General features: G+C 61.2%; 14 protein-coding genes. 9 read left to right on the top strand and 5 right to left on the bottom strand.

What is annotated here, in order from left to right; translation table 11 throughout:
- The 4 genes from KG088_RS17130 to KG088_RS17120 all read right to left on the bottom strand — a co-directional run.
- Window positions 1-341: aldehyde dehydrogenase family protein (locus KG088_RS17130; RefSeq protein WP_213827473.1), on the bottom strand; the 341-nt coding region annotated here is incomplete at its 3' end.
- A 103-nt stretch (window positions 342-444) separates the two neighbouring features.
- Window positions 445-930, bottom strand: a complete 486-nt coding sequence (locus KG088_RS20075; protein ID WP_406565620.1) for a hypothetical protein — start codon at window positions 928-930, stop codon at window positions 445-447.
- A gap of 33 nt (window positions 931-963) precedes the next feature.
- A complete protein-coding gene (locus tag KG088_RS20070; RefSeq protein ID WP_406565619.1) occupies window positions 964-1,272 on the bottom strand; it encodes a heavy metal-binding domain-containing protein in 309 nt (102 codons plus the stop codon).
- A gap of 19 nt (window positions 1,273-1,291) precedes the next feature.
- On the bottom strand, window positions 1,292-2,641 hold the full coding sequence (locus KG088_RS17120) for an APC family permease (protein WP_213827471.1): 1,350 nt from the start codon (window positions 2,639-2,641) through the stop codon (window positions 1,292-1,294).
- 410 nt (window positions 2,642-3,051) lie between these two features.
- Between KG088_RS17120 and KG088_RS17115 the strand changes: the two genes are divergently transcribed.
- The 9 genes from KG088_RS17115 to KG088_RS17075 all read left to right on the top strand — a co-directional run bounded on the left by KG088_RS17115 (window position 3,052) and on the right by KG088_RS17075 (window position 11,340).
- A complete protein-coding gene (locus tag KG088_RS17115) occupies window positions 3,052-3,288 on the top strand; it encodes a DUF2933 domain-containing protein (protein ID WP_213827469.1) in 237 nt (78 codons plus the stop codon).
- Window positions 3,281-3,940, top strand: coding sequence for a methyltransferase family protein (locus KG088_RS17110; RefSeq protein WP_213827467.1), 660 nt, complete (start codon window positions 3,281-3,283; stop codon window positions 3,938-3,940). Before KG088_RS17115 ends, KG088_RS17110 begins: the two co-directional genes overlap by 8 nt.
- 65 nt (window positions 3,941-4,005) lie before the next feature.
- Window positions 4,006-5,784: a DUF3141 domain-containing protein gene (locus KG088_RS17105; RefSeq protein WP_213827465.1), complete on the top strand. Its 1,779-nt coding sequence runs from the start codon at window positions 4,006-4,008 to the stop codon at window positions 5,782-5,784.
- 60 nt (window positions 5,785-5,844) lie between these two features.
- Window positions 5,845-6,303 carry an ATPase gene (locus KG088_RS17100; RefSeq protein ID WP_213827454.1) on the top strand — a complete coding sequence of 153 codons (459 nt, stop codon included), beginning with the start codon at window positions 5,845-5,847 and terminating at the stop codon, window positions 6,301-6,303.
- A 237-nt stretch (window positions 6,304-6,540) separates the two neighbouring features.
- Window positions 6,541-6,951, top strand: coding sequence for a hypothetical protein (locus KG088_RS17095; protein WP_213827452.1), 411 nt, complete (start codon window positions 6,541-6,543; stop codon window positions 6,949-6,951).
- Window positions 6,952-7,074: 123 nt separating this feature from the next.
- Entirely contained in the window at window positions 7,075-7,710 is a 636-nt protein-coding gene (locus KG088_RS17090; RefSeq protein ID WP_213827450.1) for a Spy/CpxP family protein refolding chaperone, read from the top strand.
- Window positions 7,711-7,787: 77 nt separating this feature from the next.
- Entirely contained in the window at window positions 7,788-10,343 is a 2,556-nt protein-coding gene (locus KG088_RS17085) for a heavy metal translocating P-type ATPase (RefSeq protein ID WP_250148341.1), read from the top strand.
- The gene (locus KG088_RS17080) at window positions 10,340-10,600 is read left to right on the top strand and encodes a DUF2933 domain-containing protein (protein ID WP_213827448.1); all 261 of its coding nucleotides are present in this window, start codon (window positions 10,340-10,342) and stop codon (window positions 10,598-10,600) included. Before KG088_RS17085 ends, KG088_RS17080 begins: the two co-directional genes overlap by 4 nt.
- 182 nt (window positions 10,601-10,782) lie before the next feature.
- Window positions 10,783-11,340 carry a DUF305 domain-containing protein gene (locus tag KG088_RS17075; RefSeq protein ID WP_250148340.1) on the top strand — a complete coding sequence of 186 codons (558 nt, stop codon included), beginning with the start codon at window positions 10,783-10,785 and terminating at the stop codon, window positions 11,338-11,340.
- Between the two features lie 651 nt (window positions 11,341-11,991).
- On the opposite strand, the gene KG088_RS17070 is transcribed toward KG088_RS17075, so the two are convergent.
- Window positions 11,992-12,540: an outer membrane beta-barrel protein gene (locus tag KG088_RS17070; RefSeq protein ID WP_250148339.1), complete on the bottom strand. Its 549-nt coding sequence runs from the start codon at window positions 12,538-12,540 to the stop codon at window positions 11,992-11,994.
- Window positions 12,541-12,993: the final 453 nt, after the last annotated feature.

The raw sequence follows: 12,993 nt of genomic DNA, 5'->3' as shown, positions 1-12,993 counted from the left end.
CCGCAGGCGAACTCCACCACCTCCAGGCCGCGGGTCACCTCGCCCTTGGCGTCGGAGAACACCTTGCCGTGCTCCTGGGAAATCAGCCGTGCCAGCTCGTCGGCGTGCTCCTCGACCAGCGCCTTGAACCGGAACAGGATGCGCGACCGCTTCAGTGGCGTGAACGTCGACCAGGTGGCGAAGGCGTCATGGGCAATGCGTACCGCCTCGCGGGTCTCGTCGGCCGAGGCCAGGGCCACCTGCAGGCTCTGCTGGCCGGTCGCGGGGTTGTAGACCGGCGCGGTGCGGTCGCTCTGGCTGGCCACGGCCTGGCCATTGATATAGTTGCCCAGAATGCTCATAGAAAAGCTCCTCTTGAAGTGTGTATCGGCTTATTTTAATGATCTGAGCTATGCCAACTCGATCAGGCGCTTGGCATATCCGAGAAGGTCGTCGGTGTGCTTTTCAATGATGACAACCACGATGGGGATTTGCACTGCCTTTAAGCGCCACCATTCGCAGTCGCAGAGCATTGGCGATCGCGATGACCGAGGAGAGCGACATCGCCGCGGCTGCGATGATCGGTGACAACAGCATGCCGCGGCGATCAGGCCGAAGGCCATGGGCGGCGCCGGCCCACACAGCGACCAGGCGATGAAGGCCACCACAGCGACCAGGATCACCACGGGCACGAAGACGCCGGCGACCTTGTCGGCCAACCCCTGGATGGGCGCGCAGCTCCAGGACCTGCCCCAGCAGTACGAGTACCACAATCACCGCCGCCGCCTCGAAGTAGACGGCCACCGAGCCATCGGCCTGGCGGAAGGTCTCGGGGAAGATGCCCGGCACGATCGTCGCCAGCAGGCTGTAGACCAGCGCCGCCCCGGTACCGATGGCGATCAGGGTGAACATGTTGAGGCTGCGCCGCACGATGGAGCGCCAGCCGCGCACGAAGAAGGGCCAGCCCGATCCAGAAACGCCGCGTCATGTCCTGCAATTCTTGCGAGGGTCCCCGGTATCGGCGGAGACGGTCTCGGGTTCCAGGGCCATGCCACAGACCGGGCAGTTACCGGGGCCTTCCTGGCGGACCTCGGGATGCATCGGGCAGGTGTAGATCGACCCTGGTGGCGCCGGATCGGCCGGTGATCTGTCGCCGAGATAAGCCTCGGGATCGACCTCGAATTTCTCACGGCACTTCGCGGAGCAGAAGTACCAGGACTTGTTCGAGTGAGTGGCACGGTGCTCGTGCAACCGGCGCCAATCGATCGGTTCACCGAAGGTCTTGAGGTCCATGTGCCGTCTCCCGGGCAAGTCAATGAGAATGCGAATGGCCGTTATCGTCAGTCGACTCATCAGGCAGTTTACGACGCGACAGGAATAACCCTTCGCCGAGCAGAATGAGCGCCATCCCTGCTATTGCAACGATGAGAACCAGCGGGTCGGTGGTTGCCTTCACCCACACGAAGCCAACCAGAACAACCGCATCCAGCAGCATGGCGACGAACAGAACGGCAGGGTTGGCACCGACATCGTGGCGAAGATGCCGATATACCCCCCAATGAATCGCCATGTCCATAATCAGATAGAAAATGATGCCAAGCGCCGCAATACGGCTGAGATCGAAGAACGCCGTCAACAGCAGACCGAGGACGATGGTATAGACCAGGGTGTGTTTCTGGATGCTGCCCGGCATGTGGAAATGGCGATGGGGTACCAGCTTCATCTCGGTCAGCATCGCCAGCATGCGCGATACCGCGAACACGCTGGCGATGATGCCGCCCGCCGTGGCGAGCATGGCGAGGATGACGGTGAACCAGACGGCGGCCTCCCCGAGCGCGGGCCGGGCGGCAGCTGCCAACGAGTAATCCTTCGTCTCGATGATCTCGCTCAGCGACAGGTTACTGGCGACGGCGAAGCCCACCAGCGCATAGATCACCACACACAGGGCGATCGAGATCATGATCGCCCGGCCCAGATTGCGGTGCGGGTCCTGGATCTCCGAGCCGCTGTTGGTAATGGTCGTGAATCCCTTGAAGGCCAGGATGCCCAGCGCCGTGGCGCCCAGGAACCCTGACAATGAGGCGTCAGGCGACGCTGTCGAGACCTCCATCTCCACCGAGTCGGCGACCAGGATACCGACTACCCCGAACACGATGATGCCGCCGATCTTGATGATACCCAGTACCGAGGCAACGCCTTCGATCCACCGGTTGGCCGACAAATTGATCAGGAAGGCGGCGATGAGCAAGCCGACCCCCAGCATCGGCACCAACAGCGAGCGATCCCCAATATCGAACAGTTGAAGCGTATAGGAACCGAAGGTTCTCGCCAGGAAGCTCTGGGCGATCACCATGGAAAAGTACATCAACAGCGCATGGAAAGCGGTAGTTAGCGTCGGGCCATAGGCTTTCTGCAAGTACATGCCGATCCCGCCCGCCGAAGGATAGGCACTTGACATCTTGATGTAGGAATAAGCGCTGAAGGACACGATCAGGGCCGCAGACAGAAACGCCAAAGGGAAGAGCTCACCCGTCATCTCCGCCATCTGACCCGTCAAGGCGAATATGCCTGCACCGATCATCACGCCGGTGCCCAAGGCCACGGCACCGGCGAGCGACAGACTGTTCTCCTGGTAGGCTGGCGAACGGTCAGTGTCCGGCATGTTAATCCCTCCTAGTGATCCAGGTTCCGCAGGTGCTGGATGGGTCGAAAATCGCTACATCATTCTCATCCTAGAACGTGTGTGTCACCCAAGGGTCAATCGTTGTATCGCGACAAGACCTCGTGGTCGTTTAACTCCTGACAAGCCAGCCCCAGCATCGATCCTGACGACCGTAATATAGTCGAGAACCAACAAAGCCAATGCCAGGATGTGAGCCGCCTATTCAGCTTCAGTTCAGCTTTTACGCCTATGTTTAAGGTAGGTAAGGGCCTAAAAAGCGTAAGTACGATTTCATGCATCAATCAACGGCACTTCATGAACCTTAGCAGTTATATCTATCCATTGATGAGCGCAGCCTCGCAGTCGGTGTTGATGAATTCATTGCGCCTGCGCCGGGGGGAGAACTGATCATGAATGACGAAAGGGGGTGGTTGGACAGAGGGCCCAGCAAGGGCACTTTCTGGCTCATGGTGGCACTTGCCTTGGGGGTAATGGGCTTCCTGCTCTGGGAGGAGCACAAGGTGCATATGCTCGGTGCCCTGCCTTGGCTGATCCTGCTCGCCTGTCCGCTGATGCATGTGTTCATGCACGGCGGGCATGGTGGTCACGGAGGTAATGACGACCATAGGGGAGGACGCGATGAGTGACGACGTACCCGCCTATGGCTTGTGGGGCCTGGTCATTCTCAACTCGGCGATCTTCATCTTCTTCGCGTTCAGCTTCTTCAAGCCGCAGACGCGCCGTGACTGGCGCTCGCTCGGGGCCTTCAGCGCCTTCCTGGTGGCGCTGTTCACGGAGATGTACGGCTTCCCGCTGACCCTGTACTTCCTCTCCGGCTGGTTGCAGTCACGCTACCCGGAGGTGGACTGGTTCAGCCACGATGCGAGGCACCTGCTGGAGATGCTGTTCGGCTGGCAAGCCAACCCGCACTTCGGGCCGTTCCATCTGCTGAGCATGGTGTTCATCGCCGCGGGTTTCTGGCTCATCGCCGCCGGCTGGCGTTCCCTCTATGCCGCCCAGCGGCGAGGAGAGCTGGCAACCACCGGGCTCTACGCCCATGTTCGGCATCCCCAGTACGCCGGCTTCGTGTTGGTGATGGCCGGTTTCCTGCTGCAGTGGCCCACCCTGCTGACCCTGGCCATGTTTCCGGTATTGGTGTGGATGTACTCGCGCCTGGCGATTCACGAAGAGCGCGAGGTGGCACACCGGTTCGGTGCGGCCTGGCAAACGTATGCGGCCAGCACGCCACGCTTCATTCCACGCCTGCGAGCCGCGGATTCCCATGGCCGATCCATGTGACGCCTCTGTTGTGTTGCATGGGCCATCTTTGGCCCGGCCATCGTTAGCCAAGGAGAGAGTGGAACATGCCGACAGAGGCTCTTCGCACCCACCGCGCCGCATACGGGCCAGCAGGCAGAGCGGCTCCAAATGAGTCACTGGAAGCGGGGCAGCTCGCTTCTCCGCTCCCGGCATCATGGCCATTCGAGTTGGCCGCCTATCAGTTAGATCTTTGCCAACGCAGCGTGCGGTACCTGGACACCCTGCGTGAGCGCGCCAACAACATGCTTGAGCACGAACGGGCCGGCAAACCACCGGTGCTCGACTTCGACTACGAGACGATCCTCGATGGTCGCCGGTTGGCGCGCCCCGCCAACTATGCCCTACTGAGGATCACGCGGGTGGGCGATGACTGCCTGGAGGGCTGCCTCGACGCCAGCAAGCCGCCGGTGGTTATCGTCGATCCGCGCGCCGGCCACGGCCCGGGCATCGGCGGCTTCAAGCGCGACTCCGAGGTGGGCATGGCCCTCCACGAGGGCCACCCGGTCTACTTCGTGATCTTCTTCCCCGAACCCTTGCCTGGCCAGACCTTGAGCGACGTGCTGCACCTCCTGCGCCGCTTCGTCGAGACGGTGGCCGAGCGTCACCCCGGCCAGCCGCCGGTGCTCTACGGCAACTGTCAGGCGGGCTGGGCCATCGCGCTGCTCTCCGCCGACTGCGAGGGCCTGGTGGGGCCGGGGGTGCTCAACGGCTCGCCGCTCTCCTACTGGTCGGGTGAATCCGGCGTTAATCCCATGCGACTGGCCGGCGGACTGCTGGGCGGCGCCTGGGTGACGCACCTGTTGGCGGACCTAGGCGATGGCCGCTTCGATGGGGCCCACCTGGCCGCCAACTTCGAATCGCTGAAGCCGGCCAATACCCTGTGGCAGAAGGACTATCAGCTGTTCGCCGACATCGACAGCCAGCGCGAACGCTTCCTCGACTTCGAGCGCTGGTGGACGGGCTTCTACGCACTGAGCAAGGAAGAGATCACCGCCATCGTCGAGAACCTCTTCGTCGGCAACCAGCTCGAACGCGGAGAGTTGCAGGTCTGTCCGGGCTGCACCGTCGATCTCCGGCGTATCCGCAATCCACTGGTGATCTTCGCCTCCAGCGGCGACAACATCACCCCGCCCCATCAGGCGCTCGACTGGATCCCCGCGGTCTACCCGAGTACGGAGGCGCTCAAGGCCGCCGACCAGCGCATCGTCTACCTGCTCAATCCCCATGTGGGCCATCTGGGCATCTTCGTGTCCTCCAGGGTCGCGCGCCTCGAGCACCGGGCGATCCTCGAGAGCGTCGGCGAACTGAACGACCTGGCGCCCGGCCTCTACGAGATGCGCATCGACAACCCCACCGGCGACCCCTACTGCCACAAGCCCCAGTTCCGGGTGCGCTTCGAGGAGCGCCGCGTGGAGGACCTGGAGTATCCCGACCAGGCCCCGGCATTCAACCGGGTGCGCGCCCTCTCCGAGCACAACGTGGCCCTCTACGAGACCTTCATCGGTCCCTGGGTTCGCCTGGCCGTCAATCCCTGGCTGGCGGAGACGCTTCGCCAGCTGCATCCAGCACGTACCAGCCGGCTGATGTTCTCGGAACGCTTCGCCCCCTGGATGACCGGCGTGAAGTGGCTGGCGGACGTGACAGAACCCGCCCGGGAGCCGCTCGACGACGACAATCCCTTTCGGCAGTGGGAGTCCCTCGTGAGCGAGTCGGTTGCCTCGACACTGAGCCTTGCCGGCACCATGCGCGACAGCCTGTACGAGATAGGGTTTCGCAGCCTCTACGGCTGGGGGCTGCCGAGTGAGGACAAGAGGCAGAGCTGAGGCCGAGCCGGTTCACAGCAAATCCTGCAGAGCAAGTAGCCCATCAAAGGAGAACATCGGATGAAGATCGAGACCTTTCACGACCTGATCGAGTGGACCCGGCAGCCGCATGCCCATCTGGCAGAGTGTTTGAAACACTGTGCCACCCAGCAGGAGGAAGCCCGGGCCAAGTGGCTGCTGGAGTACCTTGCGGATCACGAGGCGACCCTGGAACAGACCATCGCCGGCTTCGAGAAACAGGCCGACCCGAAGGCCCTGCATACCTGGGTATACGATTACTTGGCCCATGCCCCCATCGCCCCGCACCAGGCGTGTCGCTCACCCTATGCTGAGATGAGTTTCGACGACATCTGTGGGGAAATCTTTGCGCTGCATGACCAAGTCATCGAGCTGTACCGCTACCTGGAAGGACGCGCCGAAATCCCTGATGCCCGCGACCTGGTTCGCGAGCTCTTGAAGTTGGAGGAACACGAGGCGATGCGCCTGGCCCATCAGACCAACCGAGCCCGTGACATGTAGCCAGGCACTGAAAGGGGGCCATCTTCACTTTCGTTGTTCACAATCATCCTCGAATGATAGCAACGGCAACGCACGCACTGCGTCAGGATTGAAGGGGAAAAGACAGTATTTCATGGTAGCTAGAGCGCCCGACAACCCGGTTCATGCACACAAGTTTTCTGAGATCTTCAAGATTGATACAGATCAATAGAGAGGTAGCATCACTAGACTATGGTAAAGGAGCCGCTCCACAACAATTTGTCTGCCACCATGGCCAAGAGCACACTGAAACGCTGTCTCAGCCTTGCCCACGCCTTGCCGTGGATGCGTATCGAGATGGCCGCACTGATGCTGCTGGGTCTATTTATGATGGCGGCCCAGACCTCCGCCCACCACGTAACCTCCATCCTTCAGGGCGGCGTAGAGACCGGGCAACACATCAACGCCCCTCAAGATGCCCCCAGCTGCCACCACGGCCATGGCATGCGTCATCTCGCCGTTGCTCTGCCGCGCGTGACGCAGCAGGACATCAAATTCGCTACGGTTCACGAATCCCTGGGCGGTATGGACCCGGCTCCTTGGATAATCACCAGCATCGGCGTCCAGCAAGCGCTACCCGACCCTTCTCCGATTCCCGTCTATCTGCTGACACAACGGTTCAGATCCTGAGCCCTGAGTGACTTGCCTCATACCCAGTCGTCGTTGCACGGGATTGACCTGCGTGCAGCACGTAGCCGAAAGGATGTAAGCAAAGGCCCTGAATGGGCCCAATAGCTCGCTAGGAGAATGATCATGGAGATTCGCAAGCATACTCTCGCCCTCGGACTGGCCCTGGCAGTTGGTGTCAGCGGTATCGGCGTCGCCCTCGCACAGGGCATGCCGGACACTCAACCCGGCCAGGGAAACGGCATGATGGGGGGCAACAGCGGCCAAGGTGGCGCCGGGCCCGACATGACAGGTGGAATGATGGGCGGCAGCCAGGGAGGCATGGGCTCCGGCATGATGAGTGGAATGATGGGCGGCGGCCAAGACACCTTGGGTCCCGGCATGATGGGTGGCGGAATGATGCCCTGCCCGATGATGGGAGGCAACGGCATGGGCATGATGCAGGGGATGCTCGAGCCCGAGCAGCGTACCGAGATGCGCGAGCTGATGCAGGAGCACCGTCCCGCCCAATTCGAGCGCATGGGACGCCTGATGAACCTGCGCGATGACCTGATGGCGGAAATGCAGGGCGAGCGCCCCAACCCAGAGGAGGTCAAGACCCTGCATGGCCATCTGGCCGAGCTGCACGGCGAAATGATGGCCGAGAGGGTGCGGATGCGTAACGCCATGCATGACCTGATGACCGACGAACAACGTCAACAGCTTCAGCAGGCCACCCCCGAGAGTGACGTCGACCCCGAGGACCACGAGGCCCATCACTGACCGGGGGTGGCACAGACTCAGGCAACAGTTCGGCCATGGTTGGCCGTCCACTCGGCAACGCCCGCAGGAGACAAGCGATGAGCGACTCGCCCCCCAACTCGATCACCCTGACGGTGCCCAGCATGGGCAGTGACCACTGTGCCGGCATCGTGCGCAAGACGCTGGAACGCCTCGACGGCGTCGGCGAGATCCAGACCAATATCGCCAACCACCATGTCAGCGTGACCATCGACGAAGATGGGCCCGATGGAAAGGCACTGAAAGACGCCGTGGAGGGTGCCGGCTATGACGTCGCCGCCGTCAGCGGCGGCGGCTCCAACAAGCGTGAGGTGCGGCTGACGGTGCCGGGCATGGGCTCGGACCACTGCGCCGGCATCATCCGCAGCACCCTGGAGCGGCTCGAGGGTGTCGAATCGATCGACACCAATATCGCCAGCCACCGGGTGTCGGTCACCATCGCCGCTGACGGCCCCGACGGCGACGCACTCAAGAGCGCAGTGGAAGGGGCCGGCTACGATGTGGCCGCCGTGCAGGCCGACGAGGCGGAGGAGGCCGACAACGACGCCGAGATCGAAGAGGCCTATCTTTCCCAGGCCCGCAAGCGGCTGATCATCGCCGCGGTCCCCACTACCCTGATCATGCTGCTGATGATGCCGCACATGTTCTGGCAGCCAATCCCCGGGTATCTCGCCATCATCGCCGTGCTGGCCTTCCCGGTGGTGTTTCTCTACGGCGGTATCGCCACCCACAAGTCGACCTGGCGCTCGCTGAAGAACGGCACCTTCAACATGGACGTACTGATCTCCATGGGCAGCCTGCCGCCCTACCTGATCGGCCTGGTCGGCTTCGTCTACCCCATGACCTCGTTCATCGAGATGGCCGCCACCATCATGACCTTCCACCTGCTGGGGCGTTACCTGGAGGCACTGGCCAAGGGGCGCGCCTCCCAGGCCATCCGCCGCCTGATGACCCTGGGCGCCAAGACGGCGCGCGTGGAGCGCGACGGCGAGGAGGTCGAGGTGCCGGTGAAGGAACTGGCGCCCGGCGACATCATGATCGTGCGTCCCGGCGACAAGATCCCCACCGACGGCGAGGTAGTCGAGGGCGAGAGCCATCTCGACGAGTCCATCGCCACCGGCGAGTCGATACCCGTCTACAAGAGCAGCGGCGACAGCGTGATCGGTGCCACCATCAACAAGGAGGGGCGCTTGCGGGTCAAGGCAACTCGCGTCGGCGGCGATACCTTCCTGTCACAGGTGGTCAAGCTGATCGATCAGGCACAGGGTTCGCGAGTGCCGATCCAGGAGTTCGCCGACCGCATGACCGGCCGCTTCGTGCCGGCGGTGCTGGCCATTGCCCTGGCCAGCCTGGTGGCCTGGGCGGTGTTTCCGGATACCCTGCGGCCGATTCTCGACTGGGGCGCCACCTTCCTGCCCTGGGTGAACCCCGAGGCCGCCACGCCGGTACTGGCGATCCTCGCCGCCATCGCGGTACTGGTCATCGCCTGCCCCTGCGCCCTGGGCCTGGCTACCCCCACGGCGCTGATGGTCGGCTCCGGCATCGGTGCCGAGCGCGGCATCCTGATCCGCTCCGGCGAGGCGATACAGACCTTCAAAGACGTCAAGGTGATGGTCCTCGACAAGACCGGAACCATTACCCGTGGCGAGCCCAAACTCACCGAGGCCGTCGCCGCCGAGGGTGTCGAGGAGACGCGCCTGCTCACCCTGGCGGCGAGCGTGGAGAGCGCCTCGGAGCACCCCATCGCCCGGGCTATCGTCGACGGTGCCAGGGAGCGCGACGTGAAACCCGGTGAGGTCAGCGAGTTCCGCTCCACCGGCGCGCGCGGTGTGTCGGGCAAGGTGGACGATGAAACCGTGCTGATCGGCAATCGCCGCCTGCTCGAAGAGGAAGGCGTAACCGGCCTCGAGGCCCTGGATGACGCCATGGGCGAACTCGAGGGCAAGGGCCGCACCGTGGTGATCGTCGCCGCCGATGGCCAGGCGCTGGGCCTGGTCGCCGTGGCCGACACCCTCAAGCAGGAATCGATCGAGGCCATCCGCGGCATGCATGAGCTGGGCCTGCATGTGGTGATGATCACCGGCGACAACGAACGTGCCGCCCGTGCCGTGGCCGACGAGGTGGGCATCGACGAGGTACAGGCCGGCGTGCTGCCGGAAGGCAAGGTCGATGCCATCCGCGCGCTGCAGGAAAAGCACGGCCACCACGTGGCCATGGTCGGCGACGGCATCAACGACGCCGCGGCGCTGAAGCAGGCCAACGTGGGCATCGCCATCGGCGCCGGGGCCGACGTGGCCATCGAGGCCGCCGACGTGACCCTGGTACGCGGCGAGCTCACTGCCGTGGTGGACGCCATGCACCTCTCCCGCGCCACCTTCGGCAAGATCGTCCAGAACCTGATCTGGGCCAGCGCCTACAACGTGGCCGCCATCCCCATCGCCGCCATCGGCCTGCTGCACCCGATGATCGGCGTCATCGCCATGACCACCAGCTCTCTCTCGGTCATCGGCAACTCCTTGCTGCTCAAGCGGCGTTATGCCCGCGAGCAACCCCACCGAGAGCACTCCACTCCTGCCCAATCGGCCCAGTCCCAAGCCAAAGGAGACCGCTCATGACACAGCCATATTCCACCCAACGCCCCTCAGGAGAGACCGAATCGCAAAACGAGCCGTCACCACATACCGGGGCGCTCCATAAATGGATGATGACCGCCTGCGTGCTGCTGATGGGAGGCGCCGTGCTGCTGGTCATGTGGCGCGGGCAATCGCTGGCCAGCGGCGTCTGGCTGGCGCTGCCCCTGGCACTCTGTCTCGGCATGCACTTCATGATGCACCGTCATATCGGGCATCATCAGCGTGATCGTGATGAATAACGAGAACAACAATAGCCTGATACGGCAGTATTCACCCAAGGGAATGGACTTCCGACAGGTCACCGATGCTAAGTTGTGTAAGGTGGTGAAAAAGCTGAATGAACGCTTGGAGGCTGACGCCACAAGCGACGCACATCAAGCTCCGCGTTAAATCAATATTTACACACTAAGGAGGACCAGGGATGGACCAACAAAAGCAGATGATGGGAATGGGCTGGGGCAGATTTGCGGCCATGATTGCGACATCGACTTTCATCATGTTTTTCTTAATGTATCAGCTCGTCTATTCAATCGACCACGCAATGTTCAGTTTAAACCGTGTGATCGCCTCATTGGTTATGGGGTGCGTCATGACGATCGTAATGCTGTCCTTCATGTGGTCGATGTACAAAGGGGTGGGGACCAAAATCGCGGTTCTTGTTTTGGCCTCTCTCTTCGGCGTAATTTTTCTGTTCGCGAATAGAAGCCAGTTGGTGATCGGGGATGTCTACTTTATGAAGTCTATGATCCCCCACCACTCAATTGCCATAAACAGCTCGCGAAAGGCAAGCATTAGCGATCCGCGCGTTCGCCAGCTCGCGGATCAGATCATTGCGGCTCAGGTCCGCGAAATAGCCGAAATGAAACTGCTCCTGAATGACATTGAACAAAATGGAGAACGGGGAGAGGCGGAACTTCCCCCTCGTTCCACCGAGATAACACCAGGAATGGAGCGCAAGATCGAACAGATCGTGCAATGAACGAGCGAGCGGCCATAACGAATGAGCTTCGAAAGGTGGGAGCTCCTCAAGCTGGAGTCGTGAGTAGAGGTGAGTTCATGCCGCTCAAGTTCCGACCGACCCTTTGTAATGGCACTCACAAACCGTTACGCATTACGGTAGTTTAACCAAAGCTTTGATAATGTGATTTGCTTGCCATTCAACTGGTATCTGCGGCCCCTTCAGCGTCAGGCTTTGGAAGTAAAAAGAATGACAGGACTTTCGATGGGTATTGGGGTGGAGATATCGATTCTGACGAAAAAAGGCGCCGGACCCGACACCGGGTAATTGCGACGAGGACATCGATCTCTTCGCCTCGGTATCACCTTCAAATAGCTGCAACGCCCCTGTATGTACCTGGGGCGACTAAACGCTTCAAGCAGAAATCGCCCGGGTCTCCACCGGCTTTCAAATAAATATTTCCGGGTTTTTCGCCTTCGAACAGGTGCTCGTGTGCCTGAACCATCTCGGGCCATCCAGGCAAGTGAAGGAGTATAGCTACACAGAGGCCTTCCCCGAGCTGCAGCCCGGGGAGTTAAACGGCTTCCGGCAGCTCCATGGGCGCGGCACCAAAGGTGGCCGACTGGCCAATGGCCTGACGCCCATCATTTCAAACCAGCGCCTTGACGTGGTTCAGAAGTTATAGCCCAGGCCAACCGTATAGGCCCAGACCCCGTCGTCCTGAAACGCATCGGTAGCATCATCGGTGTCGCTGAACAAGAACTGGTACTCAGCGCGGGCGAGGAAATAGGTCTTGGTCTGAACATAGTACTTTATGCCCGTTTCCAGACCCGCGAAGGCGCTGTCCTTGACGCCGTCGCCGTAGATTCCGCCAAGGCTGGCGCCGATGAAGGGCCGCGCACGATCATCGAGGAACTGATAGTTGAGGTAACCACGAGTAGAGCCGTTCCAGAAATCATCTGTGACGCCTTCACCTTCGATATCAGCGTAGTTGACGCTTTGCCGGACACCGGCAACCATGTTATCCCGCAGATACCAACCGAGGTCGCCGGTCACGCCGAAGTTGCCGCTATTGAAATTCCGGTCGTTACTGCCGGTCCCGGAGATAGAAAATTCACGGTCGCCCTCCTGTGGGCCGAACTCTGAGGATTGGGCGGATGCTGCCATAGGCAGTGCACCGAGAAGACAAAAAGTGATTGCCGCAGTGTTGACTCTTATCATGAGGAGCTCCTTGTTAACATTGTATTTCCATAATGCGCCATTAGGTAACTGTCGCGGATCGTGACGCGACGGATTCTACGGCGGTCAACCGACGCGAATGCACACCGTCATGGTCGTTGTCTGACCGCTTGGGCGTATGTGCGTTAGCTCACACGAGGATGCTGGAAACTTTCAACATGTCCCTTCGCTGTGAGAATCTTTGTCGGTAGCCTTCAACATAGCACGAATGCGGTCAATGTGGACTTGAGAATCTCTAGCCCGCAGGGAGATCGATGAGGCAGATCTTTTGTAAGCAATGGGATGGAGTCCTCCCCACCCTACACCGGCGTCGTTGCGCCACACTGGTGGGTGAGTGCATTACTACCGGCCTGAAGATAAGGTGAACTCCCCATGAACATTAGCCGGGTCGGCGTCGATATCGCAACGTCTGTCTTTCATGTGCACGGCGTGGGT

The sequence above is a fragment of the Halomonas jincaotanensis genome (assembly GCF_018448785.1).
In the GTDB taxonomy this organism is placed as follows: Bacteria; Pseudomonadota; Gammaproteobacteria; order Pseudomonadales; family Halomonadaceae; genus Halomonas; species Halomonas jincaotanensis.
The sequence above is the reverse complement of the archived record's forward strand: the minus strand, read 5'-3'. Positions and strand labels throughout refer to the sequence as shown.